15 protein-coding genes are annotated in these 15,613 nt (G+C 46.1%); 5 read left to right on the top strand and 10 right to left on the bottom strand.

Going from position 1 to position 15,613, the window contains the following annotated elements; translation table 11 throughout:
- Nucleotides 1-123: 123 nt before the first annotated feature.
- Together BTA30_RS16620 and BTA30_RS16615 are read right to left on the bottom strand one after the other, a co-directional pair.
- Nucleotides 124-987, bottom strand: coding sequence for a VOC family protein (locus tag BTA30_RS16620; RefSeq protein ID WP_076762428.1), 864 nt, complete (start codon nucleotides 985-987; stop codon nucleotides 124-126).
- 25 nt (nucleotides 988-1,012) lie between these two features.
- Nucleotides 1,013-1,435 carry a DoxX family protein gene (locus tag BTA30_RS16615; protein WP_076762427.1) on the bottom strand — a complete coding sequence of 141 codons (423 nt, stop codon included), beginning with the start codon at nucleotides 1,433-1,435 and terminating at the stop codon, nucleotides 1,013-1,015.
- Between the two features lie 235 nt (nucleotides 1,436-1,670).
- On the opposite strand from BTA30_RS16615, the gene BTA30_RS16610 reads away from it, so the two are divergent.
- Together BTA30_RS16610 and BTA30_RS16605 are read left to right on the top strand one after the other, a co-directional pair.
- A complete protein-coding gene (locus tag BTA30_RS16610; RefSeq protein ID WP_076762426.1) occupies nucleotides 1,671-2,003 on the top strand; it encodes a winged helix-turn-helix transcriptional regulator in 333 nt (110 codons plus the stop codon).
- Nucleotides 2,004-2,160: 157 nt separating this feature from the next.
- Nucleotides 2,161-3,015, top strand: a complete 855-nt coding sequence (locus BTA30_RS16605; protein ID WP_076762425.1) for a hypothetical protein — start codon at nucleotides 2,161-2,163, stop codon at nucleotides 3,013-3,015.
- A 105-nt stretch (nucleotides 3,016-3,120) separates the two neighbouring features.
- Here BTA30_RS16605 and BTA30_RS16600 read toward each other — a convergent pair whose 3' ends face one another.
- The 3 genes from BTA30_RS16600 to glvA all read right to left on the bottom strand — a co-directional run bounded on the left by BTA30_RS16600 (nucleotide 3,121) and on the right by glvA (nucleotide 6,966).
- Complete coding sequence (locus tag BTA30_RS16600; protein ID WP_094777349.1) at nucleotides 3,121-4,713, bottom strand: alpha-glucoside-specific PTS transporter subunit IIBC; 1,593 nt, start codon at nucleotides 4,711-4,713, stop codon at nucleotides 3,121-3,123.
- A 19-nt stretch (nucleotides 4,714-4,732) separates the two neighbouring features.
- A complete protein-coding gene (locus BTA30_RS16595) occupies nucleotides 4,733-5,500 on the bottom strand; it encodes a MurR/RpiR family transcriptional regulator (RefSeq protein ID WP_076762469.1) in 768 nt (255 codons plus the stop codon).
- Nucleotides 5,501-5,616: 116 nt separating this feature from the next.
- Nucleotides 5,617-6,966: a maltose-6'-phosphate glucosidase gene (gene glvA / locus BTA30_RS16590; protein ID WP_076762424.1), complete on the bottom strand. Its 1,350-nt coding sequence runs from the start codon at nucleotides 6,964-6,966 to the stop codon at nucleotides 5,617-5,619.
- Between the two features lie 188 nt (nucleotides 6,967-7,154).
- On the opposite strand from glvA, the gene BTA30_RS16585 reads away from it, so the two are divergent.
- On the top strand, nucleotides 7,155-7,481 hold the full coding sequence (locus BTA30_RS16585; RefSeq protein WP_076762423.1) for a YnfA family protein: 327 nt from the start codon (nucleotides 7,155-7,157) through the stop codon (nucleotides 7,479-7,481).
- Here the strand turns inward: BTA30_RS16585 and BTA30_RS16580 are convergent, their stop codons facing one another.
- From BTA30_RS16580 to BTA30_RS16560, 5 genes are all read right to left on the bottom strand, one after another.
- Nucleotides 7,482-9,335 (bottom strand): sigma-54-dependent Fis family transcriptional regulator, encoded by a 1,854-nt coding sequence (locus BTA30_RS16580; protein WP_076762422.1) that lies wholly within the window; start codon nucleotides 9,333-9,335, stop codon nucleotides 7,482-7,484.
- Nucleotides 9,336-9,454: 119 nt separating this feature from the next.
- Nucleotides 9,455-10,834, bottom strand: a complete 1,380-nt coding sequence (lpdA, locus tag BTA30_RS16575) for a dihydrolipoyl dehydrogenase (RefSeq protein ID WP_076762421.1) — start codon at nucleotides 10,832-10,834, stop codon at nucleotides 9,455-9,457.
- An 18-nt stretch (nucleotides 10,835-10,852) separates the two neighbouring features.
- Complete coding sequence (locus BTA30_RS16570; protein ID WP_076762420.1) at nucleotides 10,853-11,983, bottom strand: dihydrolipoamide acetyltransferase family protein; 1,131 nt, start codon at nucleotides 11,981-11,983, stop codon at nucleotides 10,853-10,855.
- Nucleotides 11,984-12,004: 21 nt separating this feature from the next.
- Nucleotides 12,005-13,039 carry an alpha-ketoacid dehydrogenase subunit beta gene (locus BTA30_RS16565; RefSeq protein WP_076762419.1) on the bottom strand — a complete coding sequence of 345 codons (1,035 nt, stop codon included), beginning with the start codon at nucleotides 13,037-13,039 and terminating at the stop codon, nucleotides 12,005-12,007.
- Nucleotides 13,040-13,062: 23 nt separating this feature from the next.
- Nucleotides 13,063-14,037 carry a thiamine pyrophosphate-dependent dehydrogenase E1 component subunit alpha gene (locus tag BTA30_RS16560; protein ID WP_076762418.1) on the bottom strand — a complete coding sequence of 325 codons (975 nt, stop codon included), beginning with the start codon at nucleotides 14,035-14,037 and terminating at the stop codon, nucleotides 13,063-13,065.
- A 204-nt stretch (nucleotides 14,038-14,241) separates the two neighbouring features.
- Between BTA30_RS16560 and BTA30_RS16555 the strand changes: the two genes are divergently transcribed.
- Both BTA30_RS16555 and BTA30_RS16550 read left to right on the top strand, forming a co-directional pair.
- Nucleotides 14,242-14,793, top strand: a complete 552-nt coding sequence (locus tag BTA30_RS16555) for a DJ-1 family glyoxalase III (RefSeq protein ID WP_076762417.1) — start codon at nucleotides 14,242-14,244, stop codon at nucleotides 14,791-14,793.
- Nucleotides 14,794-15,066: 273 nt separating this feature from the next.
- Nucleotides 15,067-15,441, top strand: coding sequence for a Na-translocating system protein MpsC family protein (locus BTA30_RS16550; RefSeq protein WP_076762416.1), 375 nt, complete (start codon nucleotides 15,067-15,069; stop codon nucleotides 15,439-15,441).
- Nucleotides 15,442-15,613 lie beyond the last annotated feature (172 nt).

The raw sequence follows: 15,613 nt of genomic DNA, 5'->3' as shown, positions 1-15,613 counted from the left end.
CATGTTAGCACAACTGCGGATTCTAAATCTTTGTTTTAGATGTCTGTTTTTCTCATTCTTTGCTTTTTTTGTCCTTTATGATTAAAAATGATCAATAAAAAAAGGTGAAACATTGTTTCACCTTTACTGAACCGTCAATCTAATATCAACACCCGAAGCCGGATCTTTGACAAACCATGCGTCTGCTTTTTTCTCAGCAATACGGCCGGAGCTTTCAAGCTTTTTCAAGACACTGTCAAGCTCGGCTTCATTCGGCAAAAGAATCGTGTAATATGCCATTCCGGCGGCATTCGCGGGAGCAAATGGCGCGTGGCGTCCGGCCCATAGATTTAATCCGATGTGATGGTGGTAGCCGCCCGCAGACACAAAAAGTGCTGACATATTTTGATAATCCCCTGTTATATCAAAGCCCAGCACAGAGTGGTAGAAATCTTTCGCCAGTGTTAAATCCCTGACGTGAAAATGCACGTGGCCGATCTTTGTTTCCGGGGGGAGCCCTTTCCATTCCTGATCTTTGGCTTCATCGAGAAGGCCGCTCACATCAACAGGCTCCGTTCCCATCACATAATGCCCTTGGTCATCACGCTTCCACCCTTCACGCGGACGGTCCCGGTAGATTTCGATTCCGTTTTGATCCGGGTCCTGCAAATAAAACGCCTCACTGACAAGGTGGTCTCCCTGGCCGATTTCAATGCCGGAACGGATCAAATGCTTCACGGCCGCCCCGAGATCTTTACGGGTTGGCAGCAAAATAGCAAAATGATAAAGGCCTGCCGCCGATCTTTCAGGGAGCACGACGGCATTTGGAATTTCTTCAATTACCAGCAGCGGCTCCCTGCCGTCCGTCGTGAATTCAGCTGTTTTTTCGCCCAGCTTTAAGATTTGAAAACCGATAAAGTCCCTGTAAAAGGAGATGGATCTTTCAAGGCTGGCCACCTTCAGTTTGACATAGCCTAGCTCTGTGTTTGGATGTATTTGCTGGGTCATCGGTTTTTCCTTCTTTCCTGCTTTTTTAATCTAAAGACAATTCTTCTTGCCGATTAGCACGGAACAAACTGTCCAGAGACAGCAGGCCGCTTCCGTTTAAAGCAAGGTAAACAGACATCGCGAGCAGTGTTAAATCAAATTCATAGCCCGCCCCTCCGTCAGTTCCCATAAAACCGGCAGAAAGCTTCACTGTGAAAATAGCTCCGATCATCACAAGCGCAAATAAGACGCCAATGATTCGCGTACCAAGGCCGAGAATCATCAAGGCTCCTCCAGCAAGTTCGATAATCGCTACGACATAAGCAAGAAACCCCGGAATTCCAACATTGCTGAAAAATCCTACAGTATTTTCAATACCGCCTTGAAACTTGGAAATCCCGTGAAGCAAAAATGTAAGTCCTGTAACCAATCGTAAAATCAATGCACCAATTTCATATTTGTTATTCATCATTTTCTCCTCTTTTTTAATTTTTTTTTGACAAAACCAATCACTATGACAAGCTTCCAACCTTATCTATCTATCAACATATCATCAGCATGAGACGGTAAAGTCCTCCTTTTTTCGTTCGTTACTTACTTTGTGTAAGTTAGTATATATAAATAACAAACTTACGTCAAGACATTTTATGATCTTTGCTCATTCATTGATATACCGTTATAATATACCTAGAGAGGTGAGAAATATGAGCCTATCATCTTTATGTCCCAAATTTGAAAAAGGAATGAAAATGATAAGTCAGCGCTGGAACGGATTAATCATTTACCAGCTACTTAACGGCCCGCAGCGGTTTTGTCATATAGAATCTTCCCTCCCCATAAGCGGGAGGCTGTTATCAGAAAGATTAAAAGAACTCGAGCATGAAGGCATCATTCACCGGCACGTATACCCTGAAACCCCTGTACGGATTGAGTACTCTTTGACCGAAAAAGGACAGGCTCTTGAATCGGTCCTTAAAGGAATGGAAGAATGGTCACAGGAATGGGTTGAACTCAGTGACCCAAAAGAAAATAAATAAACTAAAAAAGGCAAGCATCTGCATTGCCTTTTTGTTTGGCCGTTTTTAGTTTTTCCTTTAGTCAATTATACGCTTTCATACCGCTAAAATACCGTTTCTCCTTTTCTGCTGTATTTCAATTCATGATATATTTGAAGAGCTGAAAGGAGGCGAAAAAATGAGTCCAGCACTCGAACAAACCATTAGAAACGTATTCAGAGAAGAGCTTCTTCCCTTTAAAAAAGAGCTTATTTTGATTAAAGATGAAGTCGGTTTGATTCAAAAAGACCTGTCCTCTGTTAAAGGTGAAGTCGGCGGTCTGAAGAAAGATCTTGCTTCTGTTAAAACCGAAGTCAGTTTTATCAAAAAAGACCTGTCTTCCGTCAAAAGCGAGATTGGTGAGCTGAAGAAAGATCTTTCCTCCGTTAAAAGCGAAGTCGGCGGTCTGAAGAAAGACCTTTCCTCCGTTAAAAGCGAAGTCAGCGGTCTGAAGAAAGATCTTTCCTCTGTTAAAAGCGAAGTCAGCGGTCTGAAGAAAGATCTTTCCTCTGTTAAAAGCGAAGTCAGCGGTCTGAAAGAAGACCTTTCATTGGTTAAAAGTGAAGTTTTCGGTCTGAAAAAAGATCTTTCCTCTGTTAAAGGGGAAGTCGGCGATCTGAAAAACGGTCTTTCCTCCGTTAAAAGCGAAGTCGGCGACCTGAAAAAAGACCTGTCCTCATTTAAACAAGAATTTAACTCTTTTAAAACCGAGACCTTGTCACATCAAGAACATTTCAATGCTTTTAAAGCCGATACCCTTGCACATCAAGAACGTTTTCAATCTTTTAAAACCGAGATATTTTCAATGTTTCAAGCGATGAAAGAGGCTCAAGAGAAGACCCACGCCGAACTGATCGCATTCAAAATGGATACGGGAAAAAAATTCAAAGAGTTATTTAAAAAAACCGCCTTCTTTGATCATAATCTAACTGAAATGACCAAAGAATTGGCGGCAAGTAAACGAGATATAGAAAAGTTAAAGTTTGAGGCTTAAATGTGTCAAAAGAAGCTGCTTTTAGCCTTGAGTTCTAGAAGACGCTCTATAATTAAAATAGAATTTCATTACAAAAGGCAGCAGCATTTTTTCTTCGCTGAATTGTCAGTCTATCAGCAGCTTCTCAACCCTTTCACGGACCTGCGGAACCGAAAGGCCGATAATAATTTGCAAAGCCTTTCCATTCCTGACGACACCGTGAGCGCCAAAAGACTTGAATACGCTGTCCGGTTCCACTTTTGACTCGTCGTACACACTGACTCTCAGTCTTGTTGCACAATTTGTCACTTCGGCTATGTTTTCTTTCCCGCCAAGTGCCTGGACGCAGAGGACAGCCTGATCCTGAACCGCATCAACCTCCTGAGCCGCAGACACCTCTTTTTCGGAATGCTTTTTTGCCTTGTAGTCTTGTTTTGAATAAAACTTTGTTTCTTGCTCCTGGTCTTTTTCACGACCAGGAGTCGCGATATCCATTTTTAAAATCAAAAACCTGAATACGAAGAAGTAGATGACCGTAAATGACAGACCGATCAATATTTGAAAAAGATAAGTGCTTCCGTGCTGATGAAAGAGCGGAATCCAGTTGAGCGTCAAAATTTCGATTAAACCTCCGCCCATATTTCCGACAACCCCTGATACATACATCAGCGTTGCCATCGAAGCCGCTAAAAGGCTGTGAACAAAAAACAGCAAAGGCGAGATGAATAAAAAGGTAAACTCAATCGGCTCGGTGATGCCGGCTACCATGGCCGTCAAGGTAATCGGAATGAGCAGACCCGCTACGATTTTTTTCTTCTCCTTTTTCGCCGTCACATAGATGGCGAGCGCAATTCCAAGGATGCCGAAGATCTTTGAGTTTCCGTGAAGCGCGAACCCGCCTTGCGGAAACAGCTCCTTGAGAGACTGCGTGCTTGCAGCGTATTCACCGAGGTGCTGTGCCCAATGGGTGACAATCCCGCCTTCGACAACAGCCGGACCGAAAAGAAAAGGCGTGTAGATAAAATGGTGTAGCCCCGTCGGAATCAAAATCCTTTCAAGGAACGTGTAAACCCATACGCCAAATGCACCCGATCCCACAAGAAAAGTTTGCAGAGAGGCTATGCCTCCTTGGACCATCGGCCAAACGAATGCTGTTGCCAAAGCCACCGGGAGCATGACGGCAAATGAAATGATAACAACATATGAAGACCCTTGAAAAATCCCCAAAAAGTCGGGCAGCTTTTTATCAAAGTAGCGATTGTGGATATAAACGACAATTGAAGAAATTAAGATGGCGCCAATGATGTTCGTATCAAGCGTTTTGATGCCGGCAATTTCTGCAAGTCCGCTCGTTCCTCCGGCCTCCTGACTCATGTCCACACCGAAAAAATCGCCCCAGACGGTCAGGATGGCGCTGACAAAGTAGTTGAAGGTCAAATAGGTAGTAAGCGCTTCCAAACAAGCGCGCGCCTGAGCCTTCTTCGCCAACGCGATCGGAATGCCGACCGCGAACAGCAGCGGCATTTGCCTAAAAACGGTCCAGCCCCCTTCTTCAATGACAAACCAGAATTGATACCAAAAGGTATCAGGTGCGGCAATCGCCCCCATTAACTGCTCATTTTTAAATAGAGTGCTGAGCCCCACGACAATTCCCGCAAAAGCAAATAGCAAAACCGGAACAAACATGGCGCTTCCGAACCGCTGCACTTTTTGCATCAATGTGAATTCCCCCCTGTTATTACTGAATTTTCTTTTCTTCAGCATAATCGACATAACTGCGAAACAACGCTTCCCCGACGAGAAAAAAGGGAGCAAAAGCGATCAGTTCTGTTTTCGGATAAACTGTTACCGCCTGGCTTGTTGCATAGAGATTGTAAGGCGTTAATTGAGCGAGCAGATTATTTTTCAAATTGGTCAAAGAGATAAAAGGAATGCCTCTTGCAGACAATGTTTGCGCTTGCGGAATCAGCGACGGGGTTTCACCTGAAAGCGAAATGATGATGATAAGGTCGTCCGTGCTCAAATCAGGAAGCATCAGTTCAAATTCGATCTGATCTCTGATCACCGTCAAATAGCGGTGCTGGGAAATAAACATTCGCTGCAGCTCAAGAGCGCACGACGTTTGCGCGGTGCCGGAACCGTAGACAAAAATTCGGTCGGCTTCATCAATGAGCTTGCATATATTCCGCATATCCGTATTTTTCAAATATTTAATGCTGGACTCCATATCTCTCATCAGGCTTTCGAAAGAACGGCAGTCTTCCCGCTCCTCTTCCTGTTTCTCGGCTTCCCATTTCAAAAACACGCGAAATTCGCTGTAACCGCTGAAATCAAGCTTTTGAGAAAGCCTTAAAATAGACGTGCGGGATACATTGCACTTTTTAGCCAGTTCATTTATGCCCAGCTTGTAGCAAGTATCTTGATGATTTAAAATATATTTCAAAATATGAAAGTCATTTTCATTCAGTTTTTTATAATGTTTGTTCATCAGTTCTTCCAATTGCATCATCTTTCTTCACCTCATTTATCTCTATTATATAAAATACGAGAATAAATGAGGAGATATGCCTGGATTAACCGGCGGCGCTTCCCAGCTGGGCGGGCCGCCGGCATTGGGAAACATTACAACAACGGCTGAAGGCTTTTCTCAGTCAATTCCGGCCAATACTCTTTGTTCGCTTCAATGAGGTCTTCTAAAATCAATTTTGCGGTTCTGGCATTTGGAACCGTCCGCGACAAGATCAGCGCCTGCCATAGCTTTTGATACGATTTTTCAACCCATCCTTCAACAACAAGCTTTTCAACGGATACTTGCTGCTCCATCAAACCTTTTTGGAATTGCGGAATTTTCCCGACGGTGATCGGCTCGGGACCATTCTTTCCAACAAGACAAGGCACTTCAACCATTGCCGTCGGGTCAAAGTTTTCGATCGCTCCATTGTTCTCGACAATTAAAAGCATCCGTTCCCCGGTATTATATGCGAGCGCCCGTGCAAGGTCGACGATATATGAAGCATGGTCATCGATTTTTATTTGGCTGTCTGCGCTTGATTGCGCTCTGACGATTTTTTCGCATTCGCTGAAAATGAATGTTTCCCGTCCCTCCATTACCTCATTGGCTCTGGTATGCTCAGGGTTGGATTTTTTGACCATATCTTCCGGATAGAAATAATATTGCAAATACGTGTTTGGAAGTGTTTCAGGATCAAGCTGGTATACTTCCCGCGCTTTTTTGAATGTATCATTCCAGCTTGCCTCTGCCTGTTCATGTTCATCTTTTGGAATATAGCCGAATTTCCGGACATGTTCCTGAATCGCCGGCATCAGATCATTTCCGTTTTTATCGCAAATTGACGTCCACCAGCCGAAGTGATTGAGGCCGTAATAACGGACAACCATCTCTTTCCGTGAAGACAGCCCGAGGATCTGAGCCATTCTGTCTTCAATGCCGATCGGCATATCACAAATATTTAACACCTTTGATGTCGGCCGCAGTCTTCTTGTCGCTTCTGCGACAATGGCTGCCGGATTGGAATAGTTCAGCATCCACGCATCTGGTGAATAAGTCTCCATATAATCAATGAGTTCAAGGACTCCGCCAATAGATCTCATGCCGTAAGCGATGCCGCCGGGTCCGCATGTTTCTTGGCCGATCACTCCGTATTTAAGAGGAATTTTTTCATCAAGCTCGCGCATCGCGTATTTTCCTACCCTGATATGGGCCATCACAAAATCAACATCAGAAAACGCCTCTTTAGGATCAGTTGTTGCCAAAAACTGAATATGCGGCGCCCTTTCTTTAATCAATACTTCACATGCGCCCGCTATCTTGTTTTGACGCTCTCCATCATTATCATAAAGCTTGAGCTGGCGGATTGGAAAATCCTCGAGATTGTCCAGCAACATCAATACAATGCCTGGGGTAAACGTGCTTCCTCCACCTGCGATGACAATTGAATAAGATTTATTCATGTTTAAAGCCCCCTTATAAGCGTTTACAATTTACTTATATCACGCTTGCTTTCGGCATCCAACAGGTTCGGAGAAGACAGTTCCTATAATCGCGTTCTGTTTATTTTCCCGAAATGCGGGAACTTTCCCGGTCTATCCGAAATCATGTACAATAAAAGCCTCGACATCATAATTGGAGTGTGTTGTTCATGCTGATCACAATCATTTTATTTTTGCTCGCGGGCTTGGCTGAAATCGGCGGGGGATACTTGGTTTGGCTTTGGCTGAGGGAATCCAGACCTCTGTGGTACGGAATAACCGGAGGCTTGATTTTAATCATATATGGAGTCATTCCGACTTTTCAGGCATTCCCTTCCTTTGGGCGCGTCTATGCAGCTTACGGAGGCGTTTTTATTATTCTTGCAGTGCTTTGGGGTTGGTGGGTCGATAAAAAAACCCCTGACCTCTATGACTGGGTCGGGGCTGCGGTCTGTTTGGCAGGTGTCAGCATTATGCTCTGGGCGCCGAGGGGTTAGCTAAAGGTTATATTTTCGAAGCCGTTTGTAAAACGTGCTTCTCGGAATGCCCGCTAACTTTGCCGCTTCTGACACATTGCCTTTCGCTTTTTGCAAAGCATCCATCATCATATGTTTTTGAATGCGCTCTCTGAATGACAATCCGCTTGAAGGCGGCTGACCGCCTTCCGCAGACGTTTTTCCGCTTTTCCAGTCAAGAACGTCCAAGACCGAAGCATACTGGGACGGACTGATCAAACCGCCGGCGGGAAATAAAACCCTTAATCTCTCGAAAATATTGAAGAGCTCACGAATGTTTCCAGGCCAATGGTATTCTTGAAGCCGCTGAAAAAACCCTCGCGGAAACTCAGCCTCCCACCGGTGCTTTTCCTTGTAATGGCGGAATAAATCGGGGATGTCTTCTTTTCTTTCTCTGAGCGGCGGGATTTTTACCGGGTAAACATGAAGACGGTAGTAAAGGTCTTCACGGATCTTCCCTTGCTGTAAAAGTTCGTTCATATCGCGATGGGTTGCGGTTATAATGCGGATGTCTAAAGGAACTTCATGAGCCCCGCCAATCGGAGTGACCTTTCGCTCTTCGATAATCCGAAGCAGCGCCACTTGCATCTGAAAAGGGATTTCACCGATTTCATCCAAAAAGATCGTTCCTTTATGAGCCTGCTCAAACTTCCCCTTTGAACCGCGGCGTTTCGCCCCTGTAAACGCGCCTTCGGCATAGCCGAACAATTCGCTCTCCATTAGGCTTTCAGGGATGGCACCGCAGTTGACCGCGAGAAAAGGGCCGTTTCTTCTGGCGCTTCCCGCATGGATCGCTCTTGCAGCAAGATCTTTCCCAGAGCCTGTTTCCCCCCATATGTATACATTTGCATCAGTTTGAGCCGCCAGTTTCATTTCATTGAGTGCGTTTTGAAACGCCTTGCTTGTTCCTGTTTCTCCCGGAAAGCTGAAATAGGATATAAATGTTTTGGCCGGATCTTTTCGCGGAGCTTCTGCTAATGAGACCGACACTCCGAGCGTCTTGCCGTCTGTTTCTGAGCGGATGGTTCGCTCGCGCAGAATATGAAATCCTCCTTCAGACAGCTTATTGACCTGCATGCCGCGCCACCCGGAAAACCGCTCCCGAACCGGACTGCTTGCCGATACAATCTGTCTTTTTTCATCACAGACGACAAACGGTTCATCTGATTCAACCTTCTCGAGACAACTGCTGACCAGCTCCATTTCTTTTCTTTTCGTGTATACATGAACCTCTCGTTCAATGGCATGCGCGGCTGTTGCAGCCATTCCCAGCATAAACGGGTGCCTCCTGTCAGTCAGACAGGAAATGTCGATCACCCCCATGGTCATTCCGGATTCATCGCGAATCGGAGCGGCTGAACAGCTCCAATGATGGGAAGCAACTGAGAAATGTTCAGAGCCGTTAATCGTCACAGCCTCACCGATTTCCAGCGCTGTTCCGATTGCATTCGTGCCGACCTCCGCTTCCGTCCAGCGGACACCTTCAACAAAATTGATTCTTCCCGCTTCAGCAAGCGTCCTTTGACTTCCGGCCAAGCTTAAAACATAGCCATCTGCATCGATAAGAAGGGCCATCATTTCTGATTCTTTTAATTCTTGGCTGATTTTGTTTAAATAGGGCAGCGCCACATCAAGAAATAATGCATGTTTTTCTTTTTGAACGCTTAATAATTCCTTTTGTAAAATCGACTGTCCTTTATCTAAATACGGATTCACATTTGCTTTTTTGCAGCGGTACCATGACTCCATCACTCTTTTGTTCAGGCGGGACCCATCAAGCAGTCCCTCCTGAACAAAGCGTTTCCACGTATTTAAATAGCAGGGCGTCGGATTCATTCCATCCTCTCCTAAGGGCTTTTATCTCATTATAGATAATTATAAAAGCGCTTTCAACACCGTTTGTCAGCCCATGAAAAAACTTCGCACAATGAAATATGCGAAGTTTTTATCCTGAATCAGCAATGGATCGCATGGCCGCTTGTTTGCAGCAAGGCTTCGTGGACGGCCTCTGAAAGAGTCGGATGTGCGGCGATAAAATTCTCCATTGTGTCAGCGGTCAGCTCAGCATGCATCATCACGGACGCCTGCCCGATCAGCTCGGTCGCGTTCGGTCCGATAATCGACACCCCTATGATTTCTTGATATTCCGGTTCTGTAATGATTTTCACTTTGCCGACCGGCTGATTTAAAATCAGCGCTTTCCCATTTGCGGAAAACGAAAACTCCCCAATTCGAATATCTCCATAGCGTTCCCTGGCTTTTTGTTCATTTAAGCCTACGCTTGCGATTTCAGGAGATGTATAGATGCAGCGCGGTATAACTTTGTCATGAACCTGCACATCTTGGCCTGATGCGTGGGAGGCGGCAACCGTTCCTTCATGGAAGGCGGCATGGGCAAGCTGGACTCCCCCTGCAACATCCCCGCAGGCGTAGATGTGCGAAAGGTTCGTCTGCATATGCTGATTGATATGAATGCCTTTACTGTCATATTGAATGCCGATTTGATCAAGATTCAGCTCTGTCACTCTCGGTTTTCGGCCAATCGCGACCAAACAAACATCTGAGTGTGCCTCAACGCGTTCATCTCCATTCTTCAGAAGAAAGGCTTTTTTCAATACCGGATCAAGCCGTTCCACTGCAGCAGATGTCAAGATCTGTACTCCCGCTTCCTCAAGCTTGCTTTTTAAGCATTCTGCAATGTCAGGATCTTCTTCAGGCAAAATCTGTTCTGCCTGCTCAGCCATAACAACCTTTGTACCCATTCTGCTAAAAATGCTTGCGAATTCACAGCCGATAATTCCTCCGCCAATGATAAAAAGCGAATCGGGAATCGACGGAAGGGACATCGCATCACCGCTGTGAATGATCCACTTTCCGTCGAAAGGCGCAAAGGGCAGAGCAGCCGGTTCCGATCCTGCCGCGATGATGATATGCTCGGCTTTGATGACTTCAGGCTTTCCTCCGCCTTCAATCAAAATGTCGTGTTCGGAAAGAAAAGACGCTTTTCCTTTCATTACCTTGATTTTGTTTTTATTCATCAAGTATCGGACTCCGTCTGCAAGCTGCCTGACGATTGATTTTTTTCGGTTTTGAACGGCCTGCCAATGAATGACCGGATTTTCCCGGGAAAGGTCGATTCCGAACTCGCTGGCCGACTTGATTTTTTCGACCATATCCGCGCTTTCCAAAAGCGATTTGGTCGGAATACAGCCTTCATTTAAACATGTTCCCCCCAAATCTCTTTGATCAATCAAAATGACTTTCCTGCCGCGGCGGGCGGCTGTAATTGCCGCCACATACCCCGCAGGCCCCCCTCCGATAATGGCGAGTGTCACAGTTTCTTCACCTTCTTTCTATAAAAGAATCGCTGCCGGGTCCTCTAAATAGTTCTTCACCGCTGCAAGAAATGCTGCCGCCGGCGCTCCGTCCAGTGCGCGGTGGTCAAATGTCAGGCTGAGCGGGAGAATCGCGCTTTTACACAATTCCCCTTCTTTGTAAACAGGTGCTTCATACATTTTGCCGACCCCGAGAATGCCCGTTTCCGGCGGATTCAAAATCGGTGTAAAATGCTCTACACCGTATGCACCGAGATTTGTAATCGTAAAGGTTGAGCCTTCGATCTCATCATGAAGAAGTTTCCCCTCGCGCGCTTTTTGGCCATACCACTTGATTTTCTTTGCCAGTTCAATCAATGGCAGGCGCTCCGCGTGCCGGACAACCGGAACAGCCAAACCGTGATCCAAAGCGGCTGCAATTCCTAGATGAACATGCTCAAAAACCGTCACTCTGCTGTCTTGATACATGCTGTTCATGCCGGGATGCTCCAACAGTGAAAGCGTCGCTGCCCTGGCGGCAAAGTCGGTGATTGTCAGTTTTGTATCATACCTCGTTTTCGCTGTTTCATTAAGCTGATGCTGCAAGTCTGTTAGTTTTGTGACATCAGCTTTCATGGTCAGCGTAAGCTGGGCGCTGTTTTGCAGGCTTTCTGTCATCCTTGAGGCAATTGTTTTCCGCATCATGCTGACAGGCGGATCTTCCGCTTCGTTTGTTTGCTGCTTTTGCTGATCAGGGAGCGCCTTCAGTACATCTGCCTTCGTAATTCTTCCGCCCGGTCCGGTACCTTCAAGCGTTTTGATGTCCACATTTGCGCCTTCGGCAATTTTACGGGCAGCAGGGGAAATTTTTATTCGCTTTCCCGCAGTTTTTTGCTTTTCCTCTTTTTCTTTCTTTTTTTCAATCTGTTCGTTTGCTTCACCGATATAACAGATGACGGTTCCGGGCGGTACGCCCTCTCCTTCAGAGACTTTAATATCTAAAACGGTGCCTTCTGCGGGCGACTCGATTTCCATTTCGATTTTTTCAGAGTTGATGCTTGCAATGCTTTCGCCTTTATCAACTGCTTCTCCGACTTTTTTGTTCCATACGGAAACTGTGCCTTCTTTCATCGACATTCCCAGTTTCGGCATGACAACCTCGACAGCCATATTCCCCTCTCCTTTCTTCTGTTACAGACCTTGAGATGATGTCTCACCGAGCATCTCCAATACGGTTGCAGCGACTTTTTCCGGTGTTGGCAGATAAATGTCTTCAAGCGGCGGTGAAAATGGAACCGGTGTATGAGGCGCCGTCACCTTTTTGATCGGTGCATCGAGTGCATCAAAGCCTTTGTCGGCGACTAATGAGGCGATATCTGCAGCGATGCCGCATCTCGGATTCGCTTCATCCACAATGACGAGCCGGTTCGTTTTCTCTACTGACGCCAGAACTGCTTCTTCATCAAGCGGCGACAAGCTGCGCGGATCAAGAACCTCTGCATCGATCCCCTTGGAGGCCAGCTGTTCTGCCGCTTGCAGGGCTGTGTTGACCTGTTTGCCGACCGCGAAAATCGTGACATCAGCACCCTCCCGTTTCACATCAGCTTTGCCGATCGGCAGTGTGTAATATTCTTCCGGCACATCACCGGTCATGTTGTATAACGTTTTGTCTTCAAAAAAGAAGACGGGGTCCTGATCTTCAATCGCTGCCAGCAGCAAGCCTTTGGCATCATACGGAGATGACGGCACGATCACTTTCAAACCGGGAATGCTTGTAAAAAGGGCGTACAAGCTTTGCGAATGCTGGGCCGCCGCTCTGAAGCCCGCCCCGTGAGTCGTTCTGATCGTGATCGGCACCTCCGCTTTCCCCCCGAACATATAGCGGAATTTGGCTCCTTGGTTCAGCACTTGATCTAGACAGCTCCCGATAAAATCATTAAACATCAATTCGGCAATCGGTCTGAGGCCCGTTGAAGCAGCCGCCATCGCGGCGCCGATGTATCCCGCTTCACTGATCGGCGTATCAAGGACGCGCTCGCGTCCGAATTCCTGAACAAGCCCTTTTGTCACACCGAGGACACCGCCCCATGCTTCATCATCCTGCAAATGATCGACATAGGCTCCGCCGGCAACATCTTCCCCCATTAAAATGACATGATCATCTTTTCTCATCGCAAGTTTGATCGCTTCATTCAGTGCGCCGGACATACTCAATTCTCTCGCCATTTTTTCTTCCCCTTTCTGATCAATTAATAAGATACATAAACATCTTTCAGTAATTCCGCATGATCTGGATAAGCGCTTTCTTCACTGAATTCAACCGCTTCATCTATCGCTTCTGCCACCGCTGCTTCAATCTCGGTCAGCTCCGCCTCATTCAAAACCTGTCTTGTCAATAAGTCGTGCCTGAAAGCTGAGATCGCGTCTTTTTCTTCTTGATGTTCCGTTTTTTCCTCATTTGTTTTATAGCGCTGGGCATCCCCCTCAAAATGGCCGTAATTCCGGTATGTCATGCATTCAATTAATGTAGGCCCCTCACCGTTTTTCGCCCGTTTCACCGCTTGCTCCGCTGCTTGATAGACGGCCAGCACGTCTTTTCCGTTCACTTGGATGCCCGGAATTCCGTAGCCGGCTGCACGGTCTGCGATCGATTTGCAGCTTGAAGCATAGGAAAACGGTGTCGCTTCTCCATAACCGTTGTTTTCAGCTACGAATATGACCGGCAGCTTCCAGATGGCGGCAAGGTTGATTCCTTCATGAAATGTGCCTTGATTGTTTGCACCGTCGCCAAAAAAGCAAACGCTTACATTTTTGGTCTTTTTGTATTTTGCTGTCAGGGCCGACCCGCAGGCCAATGGAAAACCGCCTCCGACAATCCCGTTGGCGCCGAGCATGCCTTTGTCAAAATCAGCGATGTGCATCGATCCGCCTTTTCCTTTGCAAAGCCCTGTGGCCTTTCCGTATATTTCAGCCATCATCCCCTTGAGGTCACATCCCTTTGCAATACAATGTCCATGGCCGCGATGTGTGCTTGTGATGCTGTCCTTGTCATTCAAATGGGCGCAGACGCCTACTGCAACAGCTTCTTCCCCCGCATAAAGGTGTACAAAGCCAGGCAGAATCCCTTGGGCAAAAAGCTCATGCACCCGGTCTTCAAATCGGCGGATCTCCAGCATTTTCTTGTACATCCATACCGCTTTTTCCTTTGTCAATGCCGCTTCCATTTTGCAAAACCTCCTGTCTTTTTTCATCACACTCTTTTTCTTGCAAAAATCGTGCCAACGGAAAAAAGCGATGACAGCGGTGTTGTGTCTCAAAACCATCATGAGAAAAATGAGACAAAACGAGACACGGGTCTCATTTTGTCTCTGAAGCGGTTGCGATCATATCTTTTTCGCCGTTAGAATGAAAATGGAGGAGGTTTTATCATGAAAAAAGCGTTTGTCTTTTTAATCGAAGGTTTTGAAGAAATTGAAGCCATTGCAACGATCGATATTTTACGTAGGGCTGAAGTGGAAACCGTCACGGTCTCTCTTGATCAGACGCGCAATGTAAAAGGCGGACATGACATTGTCGTTGAAGCCGACCGAATGTATGAGGATGCTGACTTTGATGTGGCGGACATGCTGATTCTGCCCGGCGGAAACGTAGGAAGCAAGAAAATGCTTGAACATCAAGGCTTGCATCAAACGTTAAAAGAAGCTGCAGCTGCAGGAAAATATGTCGCTGCAATCTGCGCTGCGACAATGACGCTCGGAAAAACAGGGCTTGTCAGCGGCAAAAAAGCGACCTGCTATCCGGGTGTTGAAAAAGAACTGGCCGGGGCAGAAGTCAACACAAATGAACCTGTCGTGACAGACGGAAATATCATCACCTCCAGGGGACCGGCGACAACGATTCCGTTTGCCCTCAAACTTGCCGAACTGTTAAGCGGAAAAGAAAAATCCGATGAGGTGGCAAAAGGAATGCTCGTCTTCTAAGGCGGGTATTTTCCTTTTACATCCAAAAAACAATCCGGTATTGACATGATAAATCTTAAAAGCTATGATATTAAAAAAGTAATTCCGTAAAGTCAATCATCGTAATCTCATGCAAAAGAGCTTTAGCATTCGGCTATAATGGCATTATGGCCGCGTGAAAAAGTCATCTTTACCGTGTATGACATTAACATTTTGATAGGACGGTATATTTCGTTTTCCCTATATTTGTGTATACGGAAAAGAAATATACCGTTTTTTTAGGAGGATATAACATTGGCAAAACAGAAATTGACGAAGGGGTCTTTGGAGGCTGAGATCAGCAAAGCCTTAACCCAATGGGAAAAAGACTACTTGGGACGGGGGTCCGTGTCTGTGAAATCAGATATTCTCAGAAATATGGTCATCGTTTCCTTAAACGGGATTTTGACGCCCGCCGAGTATGAACTTTGCAGTGCAAAAGAAGGCCTGTTGTCAATTAAAAGAACCCGCTCCGGCTTGGTGGAATCGGGTATGGAACACCTGAACCGCTTGATGAAAGAGCTGACCGGTGAAGATACGATCAGCTTTCATACGGATATCAGCACGCGCACAGGCGAACGGATCATGGTGTTTAAATTGGCAAACGACCTGCAAAAGAAATTATCATAGAAAAACGGAAGATCTTTAAAGCATGAACATGAGTTGAAGATAAGCCGGTATTATTCAGAAAGATTGGCTGAAATGGGTCAATCCTGAATATACCGGCTTTTTTACGTTTTTAGAAAGGAAGGCCAGACATGAAACAGTATGTTCTTTTCCAAAACGCCGACGGAGGGATGTC

Origin of the sequence: Bacillus swezeyi, assembly GCF_001969815.1 — a bacterium.
Lineage (GTDB): Bacteria > Bacillota > Bacilli > Bacillales > Bacillaceae > Bacillus > Bacillus swezeyi.
Note: the sequence above shows the minus strand (reverse complement) of the source record. Positions and strands in the feature narration are given on the sequence as shown.

Excerpts from the sequence above, each read along its gene's own strand:
- BTA30_RS16620 (WP_076762428.1), bottom strand. The coding sequence starts at position 987 with ATGACCCAGCAAATACATCCAAACACAGAGCTAGGCTATGTCAAACTG.
- BTA30_RS16615 (WP_076762427.1), bottom strand. The coding sequence starts at position 1,435 with ATGAATAACAAATATGAAATTGGTGCATTGATTTTACGATTGGTTACA.
- BTA30_RS16610 (WP_076762426.1), top strand. The coding sequence starts at position 1,671 with ATGAGCCTATCATCTTTATGTCCCAAATTTGAAAAAGGAATGAAAATG.
- BTA30_RS16605 (WP_076762425.1), top strand. The coding sequence starts at position 2,161 with ATGAGTCCAGCACTCGAACAAACCATTAGAAACGTATTCAGAGAAGAG.
- BTA30_RS16595 (WP_076762469.1), bottom strand. The coding sequence starts at position 5,500 with ATGCAATTGGAAGAACTGATGAACAAACATTATAAAAAACTGAATGAA.
- glvA (WP_076762424.1), bottom strand. The coding sequence starts at position 6,966 with ATGAATAAATCTTATTCAATTGTCATCGCAGGTGGAGGAAGCACGTTT.
- BTA30_RS16585 (WP_076762423.1), top strand. The coding sequence starts at position 7,155 with ATGCTGATCACAATCATTTTATTTTTGCTCGCGGGCTTGGCTGAAATC.
- BTA30_RS16580 (WP_076762422.1), bottom strand. The coding sequence starts at position 9,335 with ATGAATCCGACGCCCTGCTATTTAAATACGTGGAAACGCTTTGTTCAG.
- BTA30_RS16570 (WP_076762420.1), bottom strand. The coding sequence starts at position 11,983 with ATGGCTGTCGAGGTTGTCATGCCGAAACTGGGAATGTCGATGAAAGAA.
- BTA30_RS16565 (WP_076762419.1), bottom strand. The coding sequence starts at position 13,039 with ATGGCGAGAGAATTGAGTATGTCCGGCGCACTGAATGAAGCGATCAAA.
- BTA30_RS16560 (WP_076762418.1), bottom strand. The coding sequence starts at position 14,037 with ATGGAAGCGGCATTGACAAAGGAAAAAGCGGTATGGATGTACAAGAAA.
- BTA30_RS16555 (WP_076762417.1), top strand. The coding sequence starts at position 14,242 with ATGAAAAAAGCGTTTGTCTTTTTAATCGAAGGTTTTGAAGAAATTGAA.